The sequence below is a fragment of the Nostoc sp. NOS(2021) genome, from assembly GCF_017115025.1.
Taxonomy (GTDB): Bacteria; Cyanobacteriota; Cyanobacteriia; order Cyanobacteriales; family Nostocaceae; genus Nostoc.
The window spans coordinates 1-25,211 of the sequence record NZ_JABXKM010000071.1 but is presented as its reverse complement, the minus strand read 5'-3'; the positions used below and the strand labels follow the sequence as shown (position 1 = coordinate 25,211).

24 protein-coding genes, 4 tRNA genes and 1 pseudogene are annotated in these 25,211 nt (G+C 41.2%); 12 read left to right on the top strand and 17 right to left on the bottom strand.

Going from position 1 to position 25,211, the window contains the following annotated elements; translation table 11 throughout:
• Nucleotides 1-9 precede the first annotated feature (9 nt).
• From HWQ41_RS08530 to HWQ41_RS08515, 4 genes and pseudogenes are all read right to left on the bottom strand, one after another.
• Nucleotides 10-1,074 (bottom strand): tetratricopeptide repeat protein, encoded by a 1,065-nt coding sequence (locus HWQ41_RS08530; RefSeq protein WP_292761483.1) that lies wholly within the window; start codon nt 1,072-1,074, stop codon nt 10-12.
• A gap of 68 nt (nt 1,075-1,142) precedes the next feature.
• Nucleotides 1,143-1,892 carry a 16S rRNA (uracil(1498)-N(3))-methyltransferase gene (locus tag HWQ41_RS08525; protein WP_292761482.1) on the bottom strand — a complete coding sequence of 250 codons (750 nt, stop codon included), beginning with the start codon at nt 1,890-1,892 and terminating at the stop codon, nt 1,143-1,145.
• Nucleotides 1,893-1,980: 88 nt separating this feature from the next.
• Nucleotides 1,981-3,897 carry a sulfite reductase, ferredoxin dependent gene (gene sir / locus HWQ41_RS08520; RefSeq protein ID WP_292761480.1) on the bottom strand — a complete coding sequence of 639 codons (1,917 nt, stop codon included), beginning with the start codon at nt 3,895-3,897 and terminating at the stop codon, nt 1,981-1,983.
• A gap of 264 nt (nt 3,898-4,161) precedes the next feature.
• Nucleotides 4,162-4,746 (bottom strand): annotated as a pseudogene (locus tag HWQ41_RS08515) (hypothetical protein).
• 445 nt (nt 4,747-5,191) lie between these two features.
• Between HWQ41_RS08515 and HWQ41_RS08510 the strand changes: the two are divergent.
• The gene (locus tag HWQ41_RS08510) at nt 5,192-6,133 is read left to right on the top strand and encodes an ADP-ribosylglycohydrolase family protein (protein ID WP_292761478.1); all 942 of its coding nucleotides are present in this window, start codon (nt 5,192-5,194) and stop codon (nt 6,131-6,133) included.
• Nucleotides 6,134-6,220: 87 nt separating this feature from the next.
• A complete protein-coding gene (locus HWQ41_RS08505; RefSeq protein WP_292761476.1) occupies nt 6,221-7,162 on the top strand; it encodes an ADP-ribosylglycohydrolase family protein in 942 nt (313 codons plus the stop codon).
• 109 nt (nt 7,163-7,271) lie between these two features.
• Here HWQ41_RS08505 and HWQ41_RS08500 read toward each other — a convergent pair whose 3' ends face one another.
• From HWQ41_RS08500 to HWQ41_RS08490, 3 genes are all read right to left on the bottom strand, one after another.
• The gene (locus tag HWQ41_RS08500; protein WP_292761475.1) at nt 7,272-8,270 is read right to left on the bottom strand and encodes a transposase; all 999 of its coding nucleotides are present in this window, start codon (nt 8,268-8,270) and stop codon (nt 7,272-7,274) included.
• A 21-nt stretch (nt 8,271-8,291) separates the two neighbouring features.
• Nucleotides 8,292-9,143, bottom strand: coding sequence for a hypothetical protein (locus HWQ41_RS08495; RefSeq protein WP_292761473.1), 852 nt, complete (start codon nt 9,141-9,143; stop codon nt 8,292-8,294).
• A 141-nt stretch (nt 9,144-9,284) separates the two neighbouring features.
• Nucleotides 9,285-9,944, bottom strand: a complete 660-nt coding sequence (locus HWQ41_RS08490) for an Npun_F0813 family protein (RefSeq protein ID WP_292761472.1) — start codon at nt 9,942-9,944, stop codon at nt 9,285-9,287.
• Nucleotides 9,945-10,301: 357 nt separating this feature from the next.
• On the opposite strand from HWQ41_RS08490, the gene HWQ41_RS08485 reads away from it, so the two are divergent.
• The 3 genes from HWQ41_RS08485 to HWQ41_RS08475 all read left to right on the top strand — a co-directional run bounded on the left by HWQ41_RS08485 (nt 10,302) and on the right by HWQ41_RS08475 (nt 11,736).
• A tRNA-Arg gene (locus HWQ41_RS08485) sits at nt 10,302-10,374 on the top strand.
• A 69-nt stretch (nt 10,375-10,443) separates the two neighbouring features.
• The gene (locus HWQ41_RS08480) at nt 10,444-11,124 is read left to right on the top strand and encodes a group I intron-associated PD-(D/E)XK endonuclease (protein WP_292761469.1); all 681 of its coding nucleotides are present in this window, start codon (nt 10,444-10,446) and stop codon (nt 11,122-11,124) included.
• A 33-nt stretch (nt 11,125-11,157) separates the two neighbouring features.
• Complete coding sequence (locus HWQ41_RS08475) at nt 11,158-11,736, top strand: hypothetical protein (RefSeq protein ID WP_292761468.1); 579 nt, start codon at nt 11,158-11,160, stop codon at nt 11,734-11,736.
• Between the two features lie 249 nt (nt 11,737-11,985).
• Here the strand turns inward: HWQ41_RS08475 and HWQ41_RS08470 are convergent.
• From HWQ41_RS08470 to nadA, 3 genes are all read right to left on the bottom strand, one after another.
• Nucleotides 11,986-12,057: transfer RNA gene (locus HWQ41_RS08470), tRNA-Thr, on the bottom strand.
• 87 nt (nt 12,058-12,144) lie between these two features.
• Nucleotides 12,145-12,230 (bottom strand) — tRNA-Tyr (locus HWQ41_RS08465).
• Between the two features lie 122 nt (nt 12,231-12,352).
• A complete protein-coding gene (gene nadA, locus HWQ41_RS08460; RefSeq protein WP_292761467.1) occupies nt 12,353-13,327 on the bottom strand; it encodes a quinolinate synthase NadA in 975 nt (324 codons plus the stop codon).
• Nucleotides 13,328-13,476: 149 nt separating this feature from the next.
• On the opposite strand from nadA, the gene HWQ41_RS08455 reads away from it, so the two are divergent.
• The 3 genes from HWQ41_RS08455 (at nt 13,477) to HWQ41_RS08445 (ending at nt 16,223) form a co-directional block, all read left to right on the top strand.
• Nucleotides 13,477-14,397: a TIGR04168 family protein gene (locus HWQ41_RS08455; protein WP_292761466.1), complete on the top strand. Its 921-nt coding sequence runs from the start codon at nt 13,477-13,479 to the stop codon at nt 14,395-14,397.
• A 131-nt stretch (nt 14,398-14,528) separates the two neighbouring features.
• A tRNA-Ser gene (locus HWQ41_RS08450) sits at nt 14,529-14,613 on the top strand.
• A gap of 422 nt (nt 14,614-15,035) precedes the next feature.
• On the top strand, nt 15,036-16,223 hold the full coding sequence (locus HWQ41_RS08445; RefSeq protein WP_292761464.1) for a Druantia anti-phage system protein DruA: 1,188 nt from the start codon (nt 15,036-15,038) through the stop codon (nt 16,221-16,223).
• Between the two features lie 102 nt (nt 16,224-16,325).
• On the opposite strand, the gene HWQ41_RS08440 is transcribed toward HWQ41_RS08445, so the two are convergent.
• The 6 genes from HWQ41_RS08440 to HWQ41_RS08415 form a co-directional block, all read right to left on the bottom strand.
• A complete protein-coding gene (locus HWQ41_RS08440; RefSeq protein ID WP_292761463.1) occupies nt 16,326-18,122 on the bottom strand; it encodes a DUF87 domain-containing protein in 1,797 nt (598 codons plus the stop codon).
• Nucleotides 18,123-18,137: 15 nt separating this feature from the next.
• Nucleotides 18,138-19,418, bottom strand: coding sequence for a hypothetical protein (locus HWQ41_RS08435; protein ID WP_292761462.1), 1,281 nt, complete (start codon nt 19,416-19,418; stop codon nt 18,138-18,140).
• Nucleotides 19,418-20,107: a hypothetical protein gene (locus HWQ41_RS08430; protein WP_292761460.1), complete on the bottom strand. Its 690-nt coding sequence runs from the start codon at nt 20,105-20,107 to the stop codon at nt 19,418-19,420. The genes HWQ41_RS08435 and HWQ41_RS08430 overlap by 1 nt, the downstream gene beginning before the upstream one ends.
• A complete protein-coding gene (locus HWQ41_RS08425) occupies nt 20,094-21,326 on the bottom strand; it encodes a hypothetical protein (RefSeq protein WP_292761458.1) in 1,233 nt (410 codons plus the stop codon). Before HWQ41_RS08425 ends, HWQ41_RS08430 begins: the two co-directional genes overlap by 14 nt.
• A gap of 48 nt (nt 21,327-21,374) precedes the next feature.
• A complete protein-coding gene (locus HWQ41_RS08420; RefSeq protein WP_292761456.1) occupies nt 21,375-21,581 on the bottom strand; it encodes a hypothetical protein in 207 nt (68 codons plus the stop codon).
• Between the two features lie 404 nt (nt 21,582-21,985).
• Entirely contained in the window at nt 21,986-22,195 is a 210-nt protein-coding gene (locus HWQ41_RS08415) for a hypothetical protein (RefSeq protein WP_292761455.1), read from the bottom strand.
• A 117-nt stretch (nt 22,196-22,312) separates the two neighbouring features.
• Here HWQ41_RS08415 and HWQ41_RS08410 point away from each other — a divergent pair, with 117 nt between their 5' ends.
• The 4 genes from HWQ41_RS08410 (at nt 22,313) to HWQ41_RS08395 (ending at nt 24,162) form a co-directional block, all read left to right on the top strand.
• Nucleotides 22,313-22,693, top strand: coding sequence for a hypothetical protein (locus HWQ41_RS08410; RefSeq protein WP_292761454.1), 381 nt, complete (start codon nt 22,313-22,315; stop codon nt 22,691-22,693).
• Between the two features lie 117 nt (nt 22,694-22,810).
• The gene (locus HWQ41_RS08405) at nt 22,811-23,080 is read left to right on the top strand and encodes a hypothetical protein (RefSeq protein WP_292761453.1); all 270 of its coding nucleotides are present in this window, start codon (nt 22,811-22,813) and stop codon (nt 23,078-23,080) included.
• Nucleotides 23,077-23,535, top strand: a complete 459-nt coding sequence (locus tag HWQ41_RS08400; RefSeq protein ID WP_292761451.1) for a type II toxin-antitoxin system VapC family toxin — start codon at nt 23,077-23,079, stop codon at nt 23,533-23,535. The genes HWQ41_RS08405 and HWQ41_RS08400 overlap by 4 nt, the downstream gene beginning before the upstream one ends.
• 180 nt (nt 23,536-23,715) lie before the next feature.
• Nucleotides 23,716-24,162: a thioesterase family protein gene (locus tag HWQ41_RS08395; RefSeq protein ID WP_292761449.1), complete on the top strand. Its 447-nt coding sequence runs from the start codon at nt 23,716-23,718 to the stop codon at nt 24,160-24,162.
• Here HWQ41_RS08395 and HWQ41_RS08390 read toward each other — a convergent pair.
• Nucleotides 24,155-25,211: 2-succinylbenzoate--CoA ligase (locus HWQ41_RS08390; RefSeq protein ID WP_292761447.1), on the bottom strand; the 1,057-nt coding region annotated here is incomplete at its 5' end. The two genes, HWQ41_RS08395 and HWQ41_RS08390, sit on opposite strands and share 8 nt — an antisense overlap.

Below are 25,211 nucleotides of genomic sequence, written 5' to 3'. Positions count from 1 at the left end.
GTCTATGAATTATTTAACCAATACCAGTCCACTATATAAATGAAAAGCTGAGTCCCAATTAGTCTCTTCCCTACGAAACAGATGAATGTGAGACTTGATATGACCCAGCATTTCTGTTTGGTCTAATACTGTATCTGCAAAGGGCGTGAAATCTGACCAAATTTTGACTTGAGGTAGTTGCTGGTCAATCCAACTTGATAAACTATTCCAATTAATTCTGATTGTATTTTGGCTAGCTTGAGGAATGATTTCTAAACCTTGCTGAAATTCATACCCGTTATCATCAAGTCGGAGAATGCAACGTCTACCAAGTAGGTGTAAATCACAAAACTGGGCATAGTCTTGTATTTGGGTTTTCCATTCGAGTTTATGGTGGGCATCAACATCTACAACTTGTTCAAAAATGGGCAACAGTCCCACTACTCTTGCTGTGACTTCTGACCAGTCAAAGGTGAGAGAACCGAGTTGATTTGCCTCGTTGCGGCAAACAACAGTAGCTTGTGAGGTAGATGCTTGAAAATATTTGACTTGATAAACTTGAATTTGCTGAATTTGAGCTATTGTTGCCCAAAAGCAAGGAATACCAGCCTGCTGTAGCTGTTTGCCGTAAAATTTTAGTTCTCCCACTTGGCCAGTGCGGTACAACCTCCAGCCACGACTCGGCAGTATTAATCGTGCAGTATAGGGGTCTAGCTGCATAATCTGGGCGAATTTTCGAGACGCTTCTGTTTTCAGTTCGGTACTGAGTGGCTCTAAAACTAGTACGCCAAGTTCGGTGTTATTTGGTTGGGCTATTGCTTGGGAAATGGCTCTTTGTCTTTCTTCTAGCTCCATTTCTTGTAGCCGTTGCAAACCTTGACGTGCGAGCGACACTATCTTGATATTCCTTGTATCTCGCAGCAATTGCCGATAAATTTTTTCTGCATCTTGGCGCTTTTCAGATACTTCATGTAACCGACCGAGATAATATTGTACCCAAGGATTTTCGGGCGATTCTTTTTGCAGCTGTTTGAGTAATTTAGCAGCTGTTTGATAGTCTTTATGGTCAAAAGCGATCGCAACTTGCTCAATCATCACTTACTTTAAATACATGCTGGAGTGATGTCTCACGCAAAAGTTATTTTGCGTGAGCTATAAATCATTTATACTTCATAAGTTGCGGTAATCAAGGATAATGCTACTACTGGGGCTGTAACTGCTCTCAGGATGCGGCGACCAAGGGAAACAGGTTGAAATCCAGCTGACTTCGCATTCTCAATTTCTGGTGTTGTCCATCCTCCCTCTGGCCCAGTAGCAATGATAATTGTCATTTGTCCTTTGTCATTTGTCATTTGTCCTTTGTGCTGTAAGCAATCTTTCAAATGGGGAAACTCACCACGCGCTACACAGATATATTGCTGGCTGTTTGCAAATGACAAATGACCCATGACTAATGACAAACCTGTATTAAAAGCAACAGGTTCTAAAATTGTCGGCACAAAAGAGCGCTCTGATTGCTCGGCGGCTTCCGCAGCAATGCGCCGCCAGCGTTCAAGCTTTTGAAGACTAGGATGAAGCAAAGTGCGATCGCTCAATACTGGTGCAATACAAGTTACTCCCAACTCCGTACAGCACCGCACTACTTCATCAAATCCATTGCCTTTGGGCAACGCCACCATCAGTGTAATCGATACAGGTAATTCCGTTTCTACTGTCAGTGGTTCTAAAACCTGTGCTTGTTCCCCTGCTAGTTGCGCTAACCACCATTTTCCCCTACCATCCATTGCAATAAAGCGATCGCCTTCACGCAAGCGCAACACCCGCCCCAAATAATGCTGTTGTTCTTTAGTGAGTAAAATTTGACCTTGCTGGAGTTGGGAAGGTGCGATCGCAATTCTTTGCAGTTGAGACATGATATTTGGGAATTTCAAGAATATAAAATCAAAGATGGACACAGATAAGTCCATCTGTGTCCATTCATGGTTTAATTATTTATTCAGTTTACGAAAGATTCTGGAAGTAAGCCTCTAGCGCTTCAGTCACCAACTGAGTCATCGGCTTACCTTGGCTTTCTGCTACTTCCTTCAACTTGCTATAAACCTCTTCTTTCAAATTGACCCGATGGCGCGATTTGTTTGCACCATTGGCTGTTTGGGGTTCGTAGCTAGCAGCAAATTCGCGGATGGCATCAAAACCAACGCGATCGCAAAAATCACCAAAGCTTTCTTTCGATTTCCGAGATTTCTTAAAGTAAACAAAAATCGGCTCTAAGAAGCTTTCCAAGTCATTATGGTGCAGCTTTTCTGTGTAAGGTTGCGCCAGTCGAGTCTGATTTGGCGAACCCCCTAACCATAATTGGTAAGATTCTGGAGCGCTACCGACAAAGGCCAATTCTGCTAAGTAAGGACGAGCGCAACCATTGGGGCATCCTGTCATCCTTACCACAAAATGTTCTTTTTGTAAACCTAATTTATCCAACAGAGCGCGAATCCGCTCCAAAATGCCTGGTATTGCCCGTTCTGATTCCGTGATTGCCAAGCCACAAGTCGGTAAAGCCGGACAAGCCATTGCATACCGTACTAAAGGTTCGATTTTACTAGGGTCGTCTCCGACACCGTGACGGCTGAGAAGGTCTTGAATAGCTTCCTTGCTATCTGGTTCGATATCGTAAAAAATCAGGTTGTGGTTGGCTGTCAGGCGGATGGGTAAATTAAACTGCTCGACAATTTCCCGCAAGGCGGTTTTCAGTTGAAACGAACCTTCATCCTTGATTCGACCATTGTCAATGGAAATTCCTAAGAATAGCTTGCCATCACCTTGTTCATTCCAGCCGAGGAAGTCGTGATATTTAAAGTCTGGTAGTGGTTTAAAGGCTTCGACTGGTTTACCAAAATATTCTTCAACTTGGGTACGGAATTTATCTACGCCCCAATCGTTGATTAGATATTTTAACCTGGCATGACGACGATCGGTGCGATCGCCATAATCTCTCTGGGTAGCAACAATCGCTTTCACTATGTCGTAAACGTCATCTTTCGCCACATAACCAATGGGGTCTGCTAACCTAGCGAAAGTTTCTTCTTTACCGTGTGTTCTACCTAAACCACCACCAGCAAAAATATTAAATCCTTCTAATTGTCCCTTCTTGTTAGTAATTACTACCAACGTCAGGTCTTGGGAATACAAATCAACTGAATTATCCCCTGGCACCGTCACGCAAATTTTAAACTTGCGGGGCATATAGTACGTGCCATAAATCGGTTCTTCGTTGTCATGGATAATTGTCCCATTCCCATTGCGCTGTCGCGCCGCTTTCACCTCTGGATTCTCTTCAGCACTAATTGCCTTTTCGCCATCTAACCAAATTTCGTAATAAGCACCTGTTTGTGCTGACAGCAAGTCAGCAATATTCTGGGCATATTCCCAAGCATACTGATACTCTGGGCGATTCTTAAAGGGGGCTGGTGGTGCCATTACATTGCGGTTGATGTCACCGCAAGCTCCCAAAGTCGAACCCAGGTTATTGACAATCGTGGCAATTGCTGATTTAAGATTCTTCTTTAAAATACCGTGCAGTTGGAAACCTTGACGGGTAGTTGCTCGTAACGTGTGGTTGCCATACTCATCAGCTATTTTATCTAAAGCCAGATACAGCTGCGGCGGTACCAAACCACCCGGATTTTTTGTCCGCAGCATAAACTGGTAATCTTTTTCCTGTCCCTTGGTGCGGTTGTCGCGGTTATCCTGCTGGTAAGAACCGTGAAACTTCAAAAGCTGCACCGCATTTTCGGTAAAATGGGTAGTGTCTTGAAGGATCTCCGTTGCTACAGGTTCACGCAAAAAATTACTATTTTCCTTGATTCCTTCTACTTTGGAAGGCTTACGGCTAGCGATGGGGGAAGGAGCAGATTTAACCATTAGACTTGTATAGGATTCTCAATAAAGCATTAGGTAGACGCCGAATCAGCACCCTTCGGCTAATTTATCCCCGGTAATCCGGCCGGAATAATGAGGAATCTTTTAATTTTACCACGGCAAAAGCCGGCTTTATCAGTAATGTAACACTTAACAAAACCAGCTTTTTGGAGTAGTGAGTTTTGAGTGCTGTTAGCGGTAGCAGGGCGTTTAGCCCGTCCTGAGTACTTAAGTAAAGTATAGAATGACTGAGGACTCAATAATCTTTTATTTGAAGCGATAACCAATACCACCATTGATGCTAACAGCAGAAGCATCGCTATTTTGGTAGGCACCAAGTCCGACTTTGGCATTAGTGTAGACAAGGAAGTTGTTAGCAACTTCCGATTCAACACCAGCACCTACCACTACTGAATCCCGATTACCTATGGAAGTTGGTGAGCCATCTTTCCCTACAAAAGAATAACCACCAGTTAAATAGGCATTAGTTCTATTAGCGATGGGTACATCCACAGAAAGTTCTGGGATGATGGCACTCGTCTTATCACTCCAGAGGACATTACCGCGTGCAGAAAACGGTGTATTTCCTAATTTCACGCGACCTGTGACATTATAGCAGGGGACTCTTTACTGGGGACTGGGTTGAAAGTCTGTTTGTATATAGGTTTTATCATCAGTTAATGTCCTAACCTTCTTGTCCGTTGCTATACCACCAAATGTGGCATCATCGTTGATGCCTTGTCCACCACTGGTAACGCCAGCTGCAACACCAGCACCAACATAACTAGCATCAGTACCATTTTTGGTTTCAGCAGAAGCTTGACCAGCTGATAGAACAACAGGAGCAACTATTAAGGAAGATCATGCATAAATTGTCACGAAATACTTGAGTAAGCGTTTCATAATTTTGACCAAATCTTGTATTTTTTACTTGTATATTTCAGGTCTAAAATCGTGTAATAATGTTCCAAATGTTTCCCAAATTTTATTAAATGAATGTTGCTATTGATGCATAACGCTTACAGTCTAACTATCACTTTAATTTATAAATAAGCTGTTATAATTACATTTCAATGTCTTTGATTTCTGGTTCTTGGTTCCCAGATAGACGCTTTTAAAACTGGCACAATATTTGGAACTAAAACTTAGTCGGGATATGGTAAAAAAAATGCCCGATTAACAATTTTTTGCCGAGCTTTTCACATAGGATGAAAAAGTAGGCTGTAGCATCTGTTGCAACAAGCTATAGAGGGAATCTATAAAGTTAATTTTGAGCAATTCTTGTGGAGATTGAATAATGCTAACCGCTACAAAAACGTTGTCTGGTTTGATGGGTTTATGTGTCGGTGATGCGTTGGGTGTGCCGGTGGAGTTTACTAGCCGTGCTGAACGAGCAAAATCTCCAGTGACAACAATGCAGGGTTATGGCACATGGAATCAACCACCAGGAACTTGGTCAGATGACAGTTCGTTAAGCTTTTGCTTGGCAGAATGTCTTTGTAGAGGGTATTCGTTGGATGCTATAGCCAATTCCTTCTGGCGCTGGTACAAGGAGGCTTACTGGACTCCCCGTGGCGATGTCTTTGATATTGGTCAAACTACCCATACAGCGATTATGCGTCTGAAACAGGGAGTTGTTCCCCATCAGGCGGGCGGCAAGGTTGAAAATAGTAACGGCAATGGTTCTTTAATGAGAATCTTGCCGATGGCTTATTGTCACAGAAGCTTAACTTTGGGCGAATTGCTGGCGCGGGTGCATGATGTTTCGGCTATTACTCATGCTCATGCGCGATCGCAGATGGCCTGCGGCATTTATATTAGTATTGCAGTGGCGCTACTAGAAGGGGCTGACCTCCAAACAGCTTATTTACAAGCACTGCAAGATATCCAAACAATTTATTCTGTGCGGGAATTTTTGTTAGAGAAGCCGCATTTTGGCAGAGTTTTCGGTGGTGAAATTGCCAAAGTACCAGTAGAAGAGATTAATTCTGGTGGCTATGTGATTGATACCTTAGAGTCATCCCTGTGGTGTTTATTAAATAGCTCGTCTTATTCTGAGGCGGTACTGAAAGCTGTCAACTTAGGCGGAGATACTGATACTACTGCTGCTGTCACTGGTGGGTTAGCGGGAATTTACTATGGCGTGGAAAATATTCCTCAACAATGGATAAATAAAATTGCTCGTAAACAAGACATTCTCTACTTGGCAGAGCGTTTTACAAGGGCTGTCTATAGCTAGTTTGGAATTAGAAATTATACCAAGCGTTTGATGAGCGGCTTTTCGCAAGTAAAATCAGTTGTAGAAAAGTTTCATACTGGTTGAACAATGCTAACCGGTGCAAAAACGTTGTCTGGTTTGATGGGTTTATGTGTTGGTGATGCATTGGGTGTGCCAGTGGAGTTCACCACCCGCGCTGAACGAGTAAAATCTCCAGTCATATCTATGCTGGGTTATGGAACTTGGGATGTTCCTGCTGGTACGTGGTCAGATGACAGTTCGCTAACCTTTTGCTTGGCAGAATGTCTTTGTGAGGGATTTTCACTAGATGCGATTGCTAATTCCTTCTGGCGCTGGTATCACGAAAGTTACTGGACTGCTCAAGGCGAAGTATTTGATATCGGTAACACCACATTTTTAGCAATTGTGAACTGGAAACAAGGAACTCCACCCATGAAAGCAGGTGGTACTAGTGAAAATAGTAATGGCAATGGTTCTTTGATGAGAATCTTGCCGATGGCTTATTGTCACAAAAGTTTAACTCTGGATGAATTGATTGCGCGGGTACATCAAGTTTCTTGCATTACCCACGCTCATCTCCGTTCGCAGATGGCCTGCGGCATTTATATTAGTATTGCAGTGGCGCTCTTGGAAGGGGCTGACCTGCAAACAGCTTATCTACAAGCATTACAAGACATCCAAACAATTTATTCTGTTAGCGAATTTTTGTTAGAGAAGCCCCATTTTGGCAGAGTTTTCAGTGGTGAGATTGCCAAGTTACCAGTTGAAGAGATTAATTCTGGTGGCTATGTGATTGATACCTTAGAGTCGTCCCTATGGTGTTTGTTAAATAGCTCGTCTTATTCTGAGGCGGTACTGAAAGCTGTCAACTTAGGCGGAGATACAGATACTACCGCCGCCGTCACTGGTGGGTTAGCGGGAATTTACTACGGGGTGGAAAATATTCCTCAACAATGGATAAATCAAATTGCCCGTAAACAGGACATTCTCTACTTGGCACAGCGTTTTACAAGGGCTGTCTACAGTTGAAGGGAGTGGGGAGTAAGAATTTTAGATTTTAGATTTTGGATTTTAGATTGAATTTTAATCCAAAATCTAAAATCCAAAATCCAAAATCCAAAATTGAATTGCCCAATCCTTAAACCGTAGACAAAGAATAGACCTGACCATCAATCAACAATCGCGTGATGCCCTTAGCTTGCAGATGAGTCCGAGCCTTATGGAGCATTTTACTATCTGGAACCTTGATCACGCGATCGCGCTTTGTAGAAAAGCGCTTGGCGACGCGATGGTTATCAAACACCGGCAGAGTTCTTTGCTGGGTTTCGAGGCTGGGAATTTGCCCCAAGTCACCAAAGTCCTTGAGAGGTCGCGTAATTAATTCCGAGGAACGGTCAATTACCAAATAGCAAGTTTTGGGCAAATTGGCTACAGACAGAGGTAAAACTTGAACTGATGCTTCACCTGGTCTTCGTTTTGTAACTAAAGGTCTTTCCTCATCCAGGTCATCATCATCAAAGTCTTCTTCCTCAAAGTCGTCATCTTCTAAATCATCATCTTCTAAATCGTCCAAATCCTCCGACTCGTCTAGCAAATCTTCGCCCAGCAGGTGCGCGATGACGGCCGCTCCTGGATGTTCATCCTTTAGCGGTGGGATGGGGATGCTGACTATTTCCAGCGGCTTTGGCTCTGGAGTTTCTAATTTCTCTGTAACTCGTAGCTTCGGTTTTTCCGACGCCGAGGGACGTCGCCGCACCCGTCTACTAGCGGCGATTGACTCCGCCGTTTCCTCTGAGTAAAGCTCCTGCTCTACATGAATTACCCGACGCGGCTGTGGCTCAACCTTTGGCAACTCCAAGGGTTGGCTTTCACTGCGGGGAACTTCTATCTCCGGCTCTAGTTGAGTCAGCAGGGGTAACTGCTCGTAGCTTACCTGTGCCCTTCCTTCAGGAGTTCTCGCAGCCCGCTTTAAAGAGACCAAGTATTCATACTCATCTTCTGGCAAAGTGCTTTTGAGCAAGCGACTAATTGTCGAGTTACTCACACCATAGCGGTCTGCCAAAGTTGAGGTTGTTTCGGCAGTCTCTCGATATAACTTCAGAATTTCTTGCTTGTCAGAGTCTGTTAATTTTCTCACGGTAGATACCAAAAATCTTTACTAAGCTCGTTTTCGTCCGCCGGTACGCCGCGTTCGTCTTAGTGATGCGTCATATTCTAAGACAGCGCCCATGCCAAATAACACTCCACTAAACACCCAAAAAACTTCTAATATCTCTCCACTTTGATAATTGGGGCCTTGGGCATATTTAAACCACATATCTGCAATGTAGAGCGAAAAGGCCGCCGCTGCAATCATTCGCCAAGACTGGGAAACTCTTCCCCCCCAAAAGGCTAACAGCAGAGTGGTAGCAATAATTAACAAAACCACATCGCTAACTACGTAAAACCAATTCAAAATAGCGACTAGCAGTTCTGAGGGTTTTTCCTGTTGCATAGAAATCCACCATGCCAACAAACTGCCGAACACTGCAATTCCTAACACAATTAGCCACTGCCATTTTTCCAGGTTGATTCGCCTGGAAGCCACAGCTAAAATCATGCCTGCGCCAAGTAATAGATAAGTCAGTACAAAAAATATATCGCCTACAGACACATCCGGTTCATCTTTTAAAACTATTTCGGTATAGCCAAAAATTATCCCCCCAATGAAATAGGAAAGCATACCTAAGCTAATTAAGAGCCAAACATTCCGTCCACTGACGATTTGCGGACTCAACCAGTTCCTCAAGCATAAGATACTGGCACTCAAATAAGCGAGAGCTTCAAAAATATTTGTGCCAATCACATACCACTCAGCCCGGGTTTCTATGCCATCTGCTCCGGGAACTTTGGCACTAAACAACAAAAAGTATAGCAGTGCCAGTACGCCCCAGCCAATATTAGCTAAGACAATATTCTGAGTGGTGAAAATTGATTTAGAAAGGAACGAATTTTCGTAAGAGTTATTCATAGGGCAAGACTTATGTAGATGCACTCTGGCAGTATTTTGAGTTAAAGGACTGTATATCTAGCAGTGTGTCTGCCAAGTAATACACAATCGGACACCAAAAGCAAGTGCCAGTGGCAGGAATTTTGTGAAAGAATTTCCATGCTACTGCCATAGTTTACCCAGTGGCGATTGATTTAGCCAACTGATAAACAGCGATCGCTCGGCTTCTGGCATATCTTCTAACTTATAAATCACTTGTTTGGTAAAATTAGCGTTGCCAAAATACGCCTTTCCTAATCGATGGAGTTCTTGTAACAGGATAACTACATGATTTTCTTGCCAATCAGGTATTTTGGCTGTCGGCAAAGGATTAGTCGATACCAAATATTTAACTGCTTCTAGGGAAGATGCTTGAGGAAATTGCTTCTGCTGTAACACCTCCGCAATATCTTTCTCAAATAATGCAGCTTGCCGAGCACCTAAAAACTCTTCAATGTCGATAGAAACACCTTGCAACAGCAAAATACTGGCTTGGATCAAAATCCCCGTTTTACTATGACCACCTGTATCATTACCCAGTTGCTCTAAACGGATTTTACCCCAGACGCTAAAGCGTTCCGGTTCCTCCAGTAAAACACAGGCTTTACCCCGGTTATCCGTTAATTCTCTCCATAAAGCTCTAGCTTCTTCCTCTTGACTAGCTTTGAAGACACTAATCAGGCGAAAAGTCTGCCCTTGATAATTGAGAATCGGCACCTGCTGATCCCGTTTTGGGTGCTGAATGCTTGATATTTCAACATCCTGCCGTTTGAGAATAAACATGGCACTAGCAAATAACTCCTCACAGGGGCACTCTTAATATGGAATATATAATGGCATTTGGCAGCATCGCCAAGGCTGAAATTACCTAGCATACTGTGGAGATGAGCCTAGCGATCGCCAGATCCTTCTCCAAGGTAGCCGCCCAGAGGACGTTAGCGCTAACGGGCAAATAACCCCTTGACAACACAATATATCTAAACCAATATCCCATCTGTTTCGTTTTCGGTGTAGATTGACTAACTAGCGACTAGCATCTTAGCCTTGCTAGTGGTAAATCTGCAATTTTCGATTGCTTCTTGGTAGGTGAGAACGATATAATAATGTAGGTGACTCCTTTAGGAGCCATTATTTTGTTTTGGGCGCGTAGCTCAGTGGATAGAGCAATTGCCTTCTAAGCAATCGGTCGCAGGTTCGAACCCTGCCGCGCTCGTTTTAACTTAATATGAACCCTCAAGCACCGTAAATTGATATGATAATTTAATCGATTGAGGGTTCGTTATTGCTGCATCATACCAAGAATAAAGGCGATATTGCTGCTACAAAAGCGATCGCTGATCTAACGCTTAAAGGATACTTGATTCTCACACCACTTGTTTGTGAGCATTTACCTTTTGATTTTGTTGCCTACAAAGACGATAAATTTTACAAAATACAAGCTAAATACGCGGGAGACAACAGGGTAGTCAATAAAACTATTTGGGTAGATAAAAATGGTACTCATCAGAAGAAGTATAAAGTAAATGACTTTGACTTTTATGCTGTTTATCTACCTGATATAGATAAAGTTGTTTATCCATCAATTAACTTTAATGGTTGCTACATAACTACCCAAATACCTAATTCAGCTACACCGTTTTACTGGTGGGAGGATTTTACAGATTTTACTGAAGCAGCGTCTAAGCGAACCTATAAGGAGTTTGGCATTGATTTAACAACTAGAAAGGTTAACCCAGACTCTAGAATTCACACCAGAAAAGTAGAAAGACCATCGAAAGAAGAACTAGAAAAACTAGTTTGGGAAAAGCCAACAGCGGAAATTGGCAGAGATTTGGGCGTGTCTGATAAGGCTGTAGAAAAGTGGTGTAAAGCTTATGGCTTAGAAAAGCCACCCAGAGGTTATTGGGTGAAGAAAGCTTATGGAAAAGTAGAAGGACAGTTAACAATCCATGACGAAGATTGAAACTTATTGAGTCTGCTCAAAAAAACTAAATCAATGAAAACTTTTTTATACATAGAAAATATTCCATCTAATCGGAGTGATGTTTTAGACTCTCTTAAAGGACTCAAGATACTTAATTTGACTAGGTATTGTTGGGAGCCTCCTGATAGAGAAGTTAGCGAATACGGTATTGAAGCAAAAGATGTTTTTTCACTAGCACCTGGACCTCTTATCATGAGCTTTGACTCAGGGCTAGTTATTGGATATGGAAGTCAACCATCAAAAAACTCAGTTACTATCTGGATTGAGAAAAACGAGGCTGCTGAAACAAGTGAAGAACTAGCTGAAGAAGATAAGGAACTTTATCCAGTAGATGCAAGAGATGCAGTATACAGTAATAACTTTTGGGCTAGGTTTGTAGGGCAACGTATATCAAATATAACTATTTTAAAAAGAAGCTACAGCAGCGCACTATACGCAGATATTGCAAATGAAATTGGATTACTGTTTGAGGTAGAAAATGGGAGTAGATTTATCGCTTCTCACGGATTACATGACGATTCGGATGACTTTTCAGTAATTCAGGAATCACAGATTGATAATGAAATTCGTAATCAGATCCAAGGACTTTAGAGGAGAGAGTGAAAAAAGGGCGTTGCTGAATAGTAGGATAAATGGCTCTATGGCTTGTACTTAGCCTACAAAATCATAGCCAAATCATAGCCAAAAAAACAAGCTGGATATCCCAAATTCTGACCTGATAGTCAAAATCATAGTCAGAATAGCCACCAATGAAAGTAAGAAACTTAGCTTTTGAACATCTAAATCTCTTAATAAGCCTGAAACCCTTGATTTTACGTAGATTATTTGATCATTTTAAAAAGCCCGTGACGAGGATTGAACTCGTGACCTCACCCTTACCAAGGGTGTGCTCTACCACTGAGCCACACGGGCAAAAGACGATTTTGATTTTTCAGTTGTAAGTTACAATGCTGGGAGCTTTGCTCTTTACCCAGCCATTATAACCTATAACTTCGTAAGTGGTGGGCCGGGCTGGATTTGAACCAGCGTAGGCGCTAGCCAACGGATTTACAGTCCGTCTCCATTAACCACTCGGACACCGACCCGATTTGTCTCACGATTAATAATCTTAGCACCATGTTTTATAAATAGCAAGTGTTTAGAACAAATAACTTATGGAAGAGACGCAACAAAACTGCGTCTCTTCCATACGTATAAAAAATACTAGTTACAGACTCATCTCCAGCATTCGTTGCATTGGTCGCAGTGCAGCAAGGCGGATATCCTCTGACATGGTAATTTCGGGAGTACGATTTTTCATTGCCCAGTAGAGCTTTTCTAGGGTGTTTAACCGCATAAACGGACATTCGTTACAAGCACAGTTATTCATCGGCGGGGCAGGAATAAAACGCTTGTCAGGAGCTAGTTTTTGCATTTGGTGAATGATTCCCGGCTCGGTAGCAACGATAAATTCTTTGGTGGGGCTATTTTGACAATACTTGAGTAAAGCGGCTGTGGAGCCAATAAAGCTGGCGTGGCGCAATACACTACTTTCACATTCTGGGTGTGCGATCGCCTCTGCTTCTGGATGGGTAATTTTTAACTGGACAATTTTCTTTTCGGAAAAGGTTTCATGGACAACACAGCTACCTTGCCATAGCACCAAATCTCGTCCAGTCTGTTCCATGACATACCGCCCCAAATTCCGATCTGGGGCAAAAATAATCGGCTGATCCTTCGGTATCTGCTGCACAATTTTCACAGCGTTGGAACTAGTACAAATAATATCGCTCATCGCCTTAATATCAGCAGAACAGTTGATGTAAGACACCACCAGATGATTTGGATGCGCGGCTTTAAAAGCTGCAAACTCCTCTGGTGGACAACTGTCAGCTAAAGAACAACCAGCATTCAAATCTGGTAAAAGTACTAATTTATCGGGATTAAGTATCTTTGCTGTTTCTGCCATGAAGTGAACACCAGCAAAGACAATCACATCCGCATTGGTTTTTTCGGCGGCTTTCGCCAGTTGTAATGAATCCCCAATAAAGTCGGCAATATCCTGAATATCTGGCTCTTGATAATAATGTGCCAGGATAACTGCGTTGAGTTCTTTTTTGAGACTCTCAATGGCGGCAAACAAATCTAGTGGTAGTTCACCCGGTTGGGTTTTTTCTCGTTGAGCTAGGGCAGTGGTAAACACAGTTAGGGGGTGCTTTAAGTTGCAAATTTATATCCTGTGGAATCAATTATAGTAGTTTTTACCAAAAATAGTGGACGGTTGATATTTTGGGGTTGTGTCCAAATCGGGCTGAGTTTCATATCCTGGAGATAGACGGCAAGGAAAGTGGCATGACCAGTCAGAAAACTCAATCGATAACCCTCAAAATTGCTGTAATTGGAGATGTTCACGACCAATGGGAAGTGGAAGATGGTATTGCACTCAAGCATCTGGGTGTTGACTTAGCGCTGTTTGTCGGGGATTTTGGCAATGAGTCGGTGGAAGTGGTCAGAGCGATCGCATCTCTCGATATTCCCAAAGCAGCTGTGATGGGCAACCACGATGCTTGGTACACCGCCACCGAATGGGGACGCAAAAAGGCTCCTTATGACCGCTCTAAGGAAGACTGGGTACAGGAACAACTCGATTTATTAGGCGCGTCCCATGTCGGTTACGGTAAGTTGGATTTTCCCGCTTGGAATTTAACTGTAGTGGGGGGTCGTCCCTTTACCTGGGGTGGCCCAGAGTGGAAATTCGCGGAAATCTGTCAAGAACGTTACGGTGTGACGAGTTTGGAAGAATCTGCCGATCGCATCGTGAAAGCAGTTAAAAGCGCCGCTTACCAGACGATTATATTTTTGGGTCACAATGGGCCTAGTGGGTTAGGCGATCGCCCCGAAGACCCCTGCGGCAAAGACTGGCACCCAATTGGCGGCGACTTTGGTGATCCAGATTTTGGCGAGGCGATTTCTCAAGCCTTGACTGCTGGTAAAACCATTCCCCTGGTGACATTTGGTCACATGCACCGAGATTTACGCCATACCAAGAAGGTGCAACGCAAGCCCATCTTTAGAAGTCCAGAGGGGACAATTTACTTGAATGCAGCCATTGTGCCGAGGATTGTGGAAAATGACAGCGAGAAGTTGCGTAATTTTTCCATTGTCACCCTAGAGGCGGGTGTGGTTTCGCAAGTGTCCCTAGTTTGGGTGGGTAATGACTTCCAGGTGGCAGAGGAGGAAATTTTGTATGAGCGATCGCGCAGTGTGTCGTAGAGATTCGCATTCAGTTGTGCAATCTGCGTAGATGATACGATATAGTATTATCTGTCAGCTTTAGTGCTAACCAACAAAAGCGCCTGAATAGCGTCTGAAAGTAGGTTAGGCACAAGTTTGACAGATTTACTGGAGAGGTGGCAGAGTGGTCGATTGCGTCCGACTTGAAATCGGATGAGGCTAAAACCTCCGGGAGTTCGAATCTCCCCCTCTCCGTTCTTAAATATAAAACTTGTCCAAACTTGCATCTAAATACTATAGTTCCCGATGCTGGGGATACTGCTTGCTGGTGGGCTTCCATGTGCTTGCCAGCTTTTCAGGTTTTATTGTAAACCAAGAAGATGGAGCGACCCTTTCATTATTTAACTTATTTGGGCAAAAGTTTAATTTGTAAACCTAAGCCAATTGCCAGTAAAACTGGCCCAAAATTTTGTTCACACTTTGTACCCACATACGTGATAGACTAAAAATTATGGCAAGGACAAAACCACCATCTGATAAAGAACTTAAAATTCGCTTGCCAAAAAACGAACTTGAGCTTCTTGAGGCTTACTGTACTAAACACGGAAAAACAAAAACAGAAGTCTTAAGAGAGTGCATTCGTAGCCTGAAATTAGACTCTTAGAAAGGATAAATAAATGAATTTACCTTGCGTTGAATCTGTGCAGGAGAGCAAATTTTCTCCTCTTGTATATGAGAAAGACCTAGTGACAGAGGCGGAAGAACTAATGAATGAGATTCATGCTATGCGTCGTAATTTGATACGGCTTGTAGATACTAATCCAAAATCTGATTACCGGAATGCACATTCATCTTCACGCCTTGTGACTCTTGGTAAACATAAGAAATGGCTTGATAAAAACTGGCCAAAATACAGTAATGTTTTTGCTGAACCAAAAGAAGTCTTTCCTGAAGCTATTCAACCGAGGTTGGAATTAGTAACAAAACAAGCACAAAGAGATATTTTTCGTATCGCCCGTTTATCTTGGAGTCTACCATATAGTATGGGTTACGGTAGACGACTCAATTATTTGATATGGGATGATTCCAACCACAAACTAATGGGTATTCTTGGTTTACAGTCGCCACCAATCGGTTTTTCAGCACGAGATACAACGTTTAATATCCCTAGAGAACGGAAACCTGAAATAGTAAATCAGACTATGGATGCTTACTCGGTAGGTGCAGTACCACCTTACAGTGATTTACTTGGAGGTAAGCTTGCTGTTTTGGCTGCCGCATCAAAGGACGTGCGTCAAGACTATGAACAACGTTATGAAGGACGAATAACTGAAATGGAAAAAAGAGTGTTGCCTGCTTATTTAATAGCGGTGACTACACTAAGTGCATTTGGACGTAGTTCTTTGTACAACCGAGTAAGTAAGGGAAAGAAAGGCAACCAAAACTTATGGGCTACAGCTTCTCTGGGAAATTGTAAGGGTTGGGGTACTTTCTACTTCAATGATGATCTTTACCGAAAAATAAAAATTTTTCATCAACAGTTATTTCCGGACAAACCAGTTAGAGGATTTGGTACAGGCCCAAAAGTTAAACAACTAGTTATTAGCCATGTACTTAGACAATTATGTTTACCTCAAACTTATCTTAAGCATAATATCAAAAGAGAAGTGTTTATTATATCTCACACAGACAATTTAGAAGATATTCTTGCAGGAAAAGAAGAAACTCCAATATACAATGATCAGCCTTTCCAGGAATTAGCAGAATTTTGGAAAGAACGGTATTGTCTACCACGTGCTAATAACCGATGCTCATGTTCTATAGATGGTAAACAGACTATTGCAAAAGCATTAGAGTTATTGTAAAAACAAGATTTACCACCCCTGGTTATTCAAAAAGTATAGGGGTGGATTGAGTAATTTCCAATTCAAACATCTCAAGGCTAAGTTACATTGAGCCGTAATATCCTAAATATAATTCTCAATTTGAACTGATACTACTTTTTTTGGTGAACCATAAGCCAGAACGCCTCCACCAAGTGGGGCAGATGCTAAATCATTGCGATAACCTGAAAGAACTGGGCAAGCATCTGCCAGATGGCGAAAGTCGTTTGCATGTTCTAATGGTAGAACTAAAAAACCGTCAAATTGGCCTAATAATTCTTTCTGAATGGCTTGAGGACGTTGGGTAATTGCGAGTAATCCAATCTGATAGCTGCGTCCAGTAAAGGCTATCTTGGCAAAAATTGATTCTGGATCAGCTACCTTATCTTTTGATAAAAGATATTGGGCTTCTTCAACGGCGACTACGACTGGAATCATCTGCTTGCGTTGCTCTTCGCTTCCACTCGCTAATGCCTGATTGTGACGAAATATGTGATAGAGAAGAATCACCGTTAGCATTTCACGCTGGTGATCCTCAAGATGATTTTTATCAACAATTACAGTGCAACCTTCACGTAAATACTGAAGTAATTTCCCAGTGCAGTCACCCTGAGTTGCATTTTTAGTCATAAAAGGCATCTTCAAAAGACGTTGTACTGCACGACGAATATAAGATAAGCGATCGCGCAGACCTTTATCAATATCTGATTCTTCGAGTTCTTCTTGTGATCCTTGATTCAAAGATTGAGACTTCTGTTTACTTTCCTTATTAGCCCTAGCTTTTTTCTTCCCTGCTTCGCTATAGAACATGGGCCCATATTTTCTACCCCATACAACTGTATCTGGCATACCATACTGATCTATAGCTAACAAATCATTAAAAAACTCAGATGGATTTCTGTCGGTATCTTCTATCAGTCGCACTACATTAGTTTGAGCTTCTGTTAAATTGGTTAAATCACAAAAAACTGATAATGAAAGAGTTTCTAATGGTAATTTAAGTTGGAGTATATCTCTCACTTTCTCTCCATACTTTTGATATTCATTACGATTGCAAGTCAAAATAATAAGTTTTTCTTTAGCTATATTCCCCAACTTATTGACCAATCCTGGTACAGTTTCCCCTGCTTGGTTATATGTATCAAAGGGATATTCCATTTTAAAATCATCTACCAGAAAGCCTACTTTGCGCTTATCTGTTTTATCCTTATATGAATTCATCAAACGTAGATGACCATCTAATAGCTGGCGCATTGCTGTAGACTTCCCTTTACCAGTTTGACCAACTATTAAAAATCTCTTCCCTGCTAAATCTACTGTAGAAAAATGTACAGGAATATCTTGTCTTGCATCTCTGCCTACACGTAGAGAACCAATATTTATACCAATTTGCCATTCACTTGCCATTAACTTTTCAGTATTAATGCTGGCTCTAATGGCTGTTGTAGTGTATTTACTAGGACGGTATCCTTGTTCAGTAATCTCTCCACTGCGGATTTCTCCCAGAAGATTACATATAGCAAGGTTTTTGCACAAAGCGCGAAAAGTTGGATCGTCAATTTCTTTATCCGGACGGCGGCGGAGTAAGTCTAACATTTGAGCGTGTTCTTCACGATGCGAGAATGCATACTCAATGTCAGTAACCATAAGTAAATAATTTCTTCCAGTTCGATTATCTCTTGCTTCAAGTAAATCTCCAACTCGACAATCAAAACTGACATCAATTTCTACCTGATAGCACTTATGTTCGCCATCTAATTGAGTACCGACTACAAAGTTTATTTCCTTGGATTTGGGAATCTCACGTTTAGGAAAATCTTCCAAGAATTCATTCTCTACTATTTTTTTAGATTGATTAATTACAATTTCAGTTTCAGTCATCTTAAGCTATTTAAATCAGTAAATATTATGTAGTTTATGTGCTGTAATATCTAAAGTATTATCAAACAATTCATTCAATAATTCATTTGAGTTTGCAAAAGCTTCGCGGTATTTTTGACGAATTATGTTAATTTTTTCTGAAGTAAGAATTACCTCTTTATGGGCAATACCAAGTAAATTAGGATAACCAAAGTGAGATACTTCCTGCTCACACAGCCAAAGAAGTTCTCTAATAGTAGGTTCGACAAGTCTCTCGATGTCCTTGTCATCGATAACTAAGTCAGTCACGTGAATAGTATTTGTCAGATCACTCTCATCAACTTTTGCTTTCAGAATATCTTTCTGCCATTTTCTTAAGCTTTGGGGTTCATAAGCAAGACGCTTGTAATGATGTAAGTCATATAGATTAAATTCAAGAATGACGAAAGTTGTAAAATTTTTAGGATCGGGACAAAAAGCAGTCCAGAGTGCGCCGATACCCGCCAGGTCTGTATGGTCTTTTCCACCAAGCATTAGTGTTTTGCGTTTATATTTATCGTTAGCGTAGCTTTCTTCAATAATTTCTGAGGGGATAAGAAAGTAGAAAGCCCTGTCAGTCTTCTTAGCAATTTCTCGTACAATTGGAAACAAAGCACTATAAACCGAACCAGACTTGACAACTGCCACACAACGTACATCATTACGAACAGATGTTCGCCCCAATTCATCCACCCAAGAGGCTGCTTGTTCTATCTGACAGTTAAATCGTCCATCCTTTAGTACCAAACTACCTGGTGCTAATTGGTGAGTAATTGCTGCTCGCAGAGATAACCATTCACCTGTAGCTCTTTCAACAGCTGCTAAAGTTCGCACCCCTTTCTTATTGTTGAATTTTGGGTTTAAAAGAGGAGGTTCAGTAGGTCTAGCAGAAGATAGGGTTTGCCTAATTGCGTAAAAGTCATTACGAAAGCGACGGCTTTCTTCTCTGTTGGGCAAATCCATTGTCAGATGATAGTAAAATAAATCCTCTGTGATCAAGAAGCCCCCACTGGGACCATCACGGTAAGGTTCTTCATGAGGATGTTGTGTATCAAGTTCCACATAAAGAACACCCCAAGCAGCAATCCCTTGATCGGGGCTGTAAGGCAAAAAAAACATCTGTTGATCTGTACCGTCTAAGGCAGCAATATAAGAAGTAGATGGATAAATATGCGGTTCTACAGTCTTATGAGGAGGCAGGGTAGTAGGAAGTGGTCGATCCATACCTGCTTCAAAATTTTTTCGAGTTGCTTCGAGATGGCGTTCATCAAGATTCATTAAGGTCTCCTAATGTAATATTCTGGTTTATTATTTCTCCGGATAGTTACAGCTGTTGAGTATAAATATGTCCATCCGCGTTCAGCATCTTCACGATCCAAAGCAGTAACTTTTTCTCGGCCAAGTAATCCAGCACTGAAAAGCTTCTGTAAGTAAACACTGATATTACCTACAGCTTTTTTAGAAGTTTCTCCTTCTTGAATTAGGGCTATTTTACTGGCACTTGCTGGACCATTTTGTTCTAAAAAGTCTAACAACTCTTGAAATTTATTTGGAATTTGACCAATTAAGTCTGCTTTTTCTTCTTCATTTATGACCCACAAAATTTTTGGCGGATGAAAGCGGCAAGCCTCGCTGTCTAGGCTTTCCTTAACCATTAGTCGTACATTTGTAAATATAACTGGTGTCTTACAATCTGAAGCAATATCTGGAGCGGACTCTACCAGAACTTTGGCAGCAGAGGGTGTAAGTACATCTATATCTTGAAGATTAATAATGTACAGAATATCTTGCTTGTCAGGTTGCCAATATTCTTTTAACTTACTTACCATCTCTGGCTTACGAAAATCTTTGCCACCCAATTCTATCAGTGTAATAATCTTGCGTCTGCGACCTTCAATGACACCATCAGGATGCCAATCCGGTTTTTTGATTGCTTCTAGCAAATCAAGTTGTTTAATAACTGGCATTGTTCGAACTCCTATTTCTCTTTTCCTGGTCAAATAAATGTAGATGAAAAAGAATACTTCTGGGTAAAAAACCCTCACTACGAGGTTGCAAACCCATTATTGAAAAACTTGGTGGCTTATTCAATAAATTTTTCTCCTCTTCATTTTTTCCTGATGAACGAAAGATTAAATGATGGGTTTTCCAATTAATAATAAGTACACCTTGATAAAGATGAAGCAAGTCATAAATACAAGGCATTCCACCACCTTGGCTACCTAAGAGGCTATTGGCAAGACCAACAGCATTATCATCTGGAGGCCACCAATCAGATAAATGATCAATTGGGTTAGACCAAATGATTTCTATGTGACCACTTGGCCAAATAGAAACTCCAAATACTCCTCTATGACCATGATCTATAAGATTTTTGACAACTTCACATACAAGTTGCCACAATTTGTTCTGTGTTTTGTTGTCTATTCGATCAGAGATAAAGTCTAACCAGTCTTGGACATAAGGAAGTACATCGTTGCGATTACTTTTGTTAACCATTAGTAATGGTGTAACTATACGTGATTGGAAATCCATCACATCTATCCATTCATTCTTGGGTGTTTTTTGAGTTAACCCGTGCATTCCCAAAACTTTCCATAGTTGTCCTACAGGGGTATTAACATCTGGAGGAATAAACTCGAAGTCAATTATAGGTTTTGTTCCAGTTGCCTTATGCATATCACATGACCACTTATGTAAAGTTCCATAGCACCGTAATAAATTGACAAAAACTTCAATATTCAGCAAACCACCTCCCCCTCGAAGATAAGTTTCCTGAAGATATATCTCCTCTAGCTCAAGTAACTCTGTTAATTTAGACTCGCAAGCGTACTCTGCTGCTAACTCTATTGCTCTACAATCAAATACTACTTTTGAAGGAACTGTATTTCTCTTCCACCTCTGTTTAACCTCGCGAATACCCTGGCATTCATTAAAGGTGATTCCAACATATACAGGAATCTGAGGTATCTGTTCGATATCAGTAGCAACTTGGAGGGGTGAATCTACTTTTGTAGTCACTTTATACGCAGTTGCAGTTTCTTTGACTAAGCCAGATGGCTGTTTAATTTGCGAGTGCAAAAGTGGCGTTGGCGAACTTGCAGAACTCGTATCTTCTCCGCAAACTGAAGAATCGAATAAGGATAGTTGCCCTGGAGAATAGTTAAAATTCTTTCTTCTGCCCATAACTTATTTATTTTTGAGACACTCCTCAACAAATAAAGGATTTACTGTTTAATCCATTCCTTTTTCATAACTTGAATTGCACAGAGATTCACTATCTTGGCTATATGGATTTAGCTGCCATTGGAGTTCAGCAATCACTTGGGCTTGAGTGCTAATCACCATGTTTAGGTAATTAACCTCTGCTTCCAATTCTTTAATTCGATAATTTATAACACTGTTACAGTTGCTTAGTACTGATTTTTGATGCCCAGGCATTCATGATCTCCATCTAGTTGAGTAAAGCTGATGCAACATTTGTGAGGATTTATACAAATTAAGACACAGACCCCTAAAACATTTTGGGGCTATGCTCACCCAAGCTTAAAGAAAAGGCTTATTTAATAAATGTAATCCTTTTTTAGCATGAGAGCAAGTATAAGTTAGGTTTTTTGGAAATTGCAATTACGGTTAACCGAACAATCAAGCTTTGTCTCTTGAAACGATAGCTCTTTCCCTGTTTTTCAATAGTACTGGCGATCACGTCCTCTCCCAAGACCATAAATTGTGCTGGTAAGTCAAGCGATCGCTACCTTTTAGTTGCATATACCTGATGCTTGTATTATCCAAGACTAAAAGCTTTAACCAAAGCCAACAACTTTTCTACGAATTACGAATTAGTATCAATCTTCTATAGTGTCGTTTGAATTTTCTAGCTTATTTAGCGCATCCCAAATTGCTTGCCTGACAAATTCTGGGTAGTTATCTAGACTTTTTAATTTTTCCAGCATGGATGGGGGAAGTCTGAGAGTTATTTTTGCGGTTAATGGTTCTTCTCTATCAGTGGCAAATTGATGCTTTTTTAAATAAGGTTTTTCTTCGTAATTAGGCATAAAAATTTTTATATACCAATTGTATCGCATGAAGTCGTGCGATAATTTAATTGGCAGCTAGCCGACCCTCGCAAGTTGGGGTAGCTGCCAAACCCAATTAGAAAATTAGGCATTTCTATGTTTACACGTTCTGAACTTGAAAGCAAAACCCTTAAAGAATTGAAAGACTTAGCTGCACGGTACGGAATCAAGGCAGTAGGAAATCCAGGGTATAAAATAAGCTGGATTACTCCGTTATTGGCTTTTCCAGTCCAAGCTATTCAGCAGTTCCAAGACCACAAAACAGGTTTAAGGAATCCTAGTTGGAGAAGTTCTGAGGCGCTCGGCACGATGCTTTATGAAATCGGAGAACCTACTAATGAACAAGCTGCGCTAATTCGGGCAACGCTAGAGGGTAAGTTACTTCCACTCCCTGAACGCTATGACCAAACTAGACTGCTAAATCTTCACAAGACTAAGCAATTGATTCAAGAAGCAATTGAAACACTCAATAAATAGCATCTAAACCATAACACTTACTGTACTCCTCTCCTGTGAGAGGAGTTTTCTCCATGAAATCCCTTCTTGCTTACATCATGTTACGATTAGCAATAAATTCTTTTGGGAGGTCAATCAATGGCTACCCTTCATGGGCTAAACATACCTGATGAGTTATACCAACAACTGCAAGAGTTAGCTAAAGCTGAAAATAACTCAATTGATGCTCAAGTTATTACAATCTTGCAGAACGCTTTGCAGGCAAAAACACAGCCAACGGAAGAGGAAAGGCGAAAAAATGTCCCAAAACTCCTAGAGGAAATTAGTCGCCGTCGCCGCCGCTTGAATCCAGCAGACTTTGGATTACCTGATAGTACTCAACTGATTCGAGAAGACCGCGACAGATGACCAATCCTCTCAGATGCGTGTTAGATACCAGTGTGTGTATCAAGTATTTTATTGCTGATCCACTAACTGCCAAAGTTAATCAACTTTTCGACCATTTTGCCAATCCACAGACGGAAATATTTGTTCCAGACCTCTTTTACATTGAGTGTGCTAACGCCTTATTGAAGTACGTCCGTGCAAGAATGTACACTGATGCTGAGGTTCAGACAGATTTAGCTACTCTCAAAGCTTTTCCCTTGCGTGTTGTCTCCACGGCTGATTTGATGGCGGATGCAGTTGCGATCGCATTAAATTATGGAATCTCCGCCTACGATGGCTCTTATGTTGCACTTTCACAGCAGATAGGTGCTACTTTGCTGACTCTCGATGGTAAGCTGGTAAAGGCTTTAGCGGCTTCGTCTTACAATGTTTGCTCGTTTAATGACTTTGAGGTTCCGCCGTTGGAGTCAATGTAGAAGCGATCGCCTTTCCTCACCATATATTTAACCCCCAAGGATTGGATGAGACTAAACAAATCGATACAAACTCAGAACTGGGGAAATTGAATTTTTATCACCGACTTACTTAGTTGCAATAAAATTAGTTTGTAGAGTAGGGGATAAACCTGCTGTTTTTTTAATATTCAATTGTCAAAAATGCCTTTTACTTATAAACGCACGGTTCGCTTTCAAGATACTGATGCTGCTGGGGTAGTTTATTTCGCTAACGTTTTAGGTATTTGCCATGAAGCTTATGAAGAATCTTTAGAGGCATCAAGTATTAATATCAAAGATTTTTTCACGAATCCGTCTGTGGCTTTCCCCATTGTTCATACTAGTGTCGATTTTTTCCGCCCTATGTTTGGCGGGGACAAGTTGCTAATTAGTTTAATACCTCAAAAACTAGGTGTTGATAAGTTTGAAATTACTTATGAAATTACGGTGGCTGAGGTGGTAGTTGCTAAGGCTATTACTAGACATGTTTGTATTGATGTGAGTAGTAGAAGTAGGCAGGAATTACCTGATGAGATAGTTCAGTGGTTGGAAACGAACCGCAGAGACGCTGAGGACGCAGAGAGAAGAAAGTCGAGAGAGATTATGTGATGGAATTTTGGAGGAATTCTGTGGCTATTTGCTGTAACTGTTGGCGGTTAATTTTACCTTGGGAGTTACGGGGCAAGTTTTGCTGGGGAATCCAATATTTAGGGATTTTAAATTTGCTGAGTTTATCTTTAAGTAGGGTTTGGATTTTTAAGGCAGAGGTATCTGATTGTTTGGGAATATAAATTGCTGTTAAGGCTTGTCCCCAGTGTTTATCTGGGATGCCGATGACACAAATATCGGCAACCATTTGAGTTGCTTGTATTGCGGATTCAATCTCTGCTGGATAAATATTTTCGCCACCTGTAATAATTTTGTCGCTGCTACGCCCGACAATATTTAAATGATTTTGTTCGTCTAAAAAACCTAAATCGTCTACTTGGAAAATATCCTGATTTTCTCTGGTTCTCGGATAGTAACTAAGGGCTAGAGATTGAGCATGAATGGTGATATTTCCGATTTGATTGGAATTTAAAATTTCGCCTTGCTGATTGCGAATAGTTACTTTTGCATGGGGAAGAATTTGACCACTGCTAATTTTACCGCTCAGAAACTCATCTGGTTTGAGGGTAGCAACTTGAGAGGCGGTTTCTGTCATGCCATAGGTAGGTGCTAACCGGATGCGATGAAATCTGGCTTTTTCTAATAGTTCGTTCCATGCTGGCGCACCTCCCAACAGTACAGTATTAAATTGGTATAGCCATTCAGTTAATTCTGGATTTTCTAAAAGACGTTGTAACTGTGTTGGTACTAAAGATATGAAAAACTCTGGTTGTTTAATATTTAATGTTTGACCTGTTTCTAATGCTTTGAATGGTAGTATCGCCAGTTTACCTGTGGTGGTGAAAGAGCGCATAAATTGCATTAAACCGCTAACGTGATATAGCGGTAATACACAAAAGGAATTGACTTGTTTTAGTTGAAAGTATTGGGTAAATCCTTTTACAGATGCTGTGAGAGTTTCCCAAGTGTGGATGACGAATTTTATCTGCCCCGATGAACCACCTGTGGGAATCAGAATCAGTGGGGAGTGGGGAGTAGGGAGTGGGGAG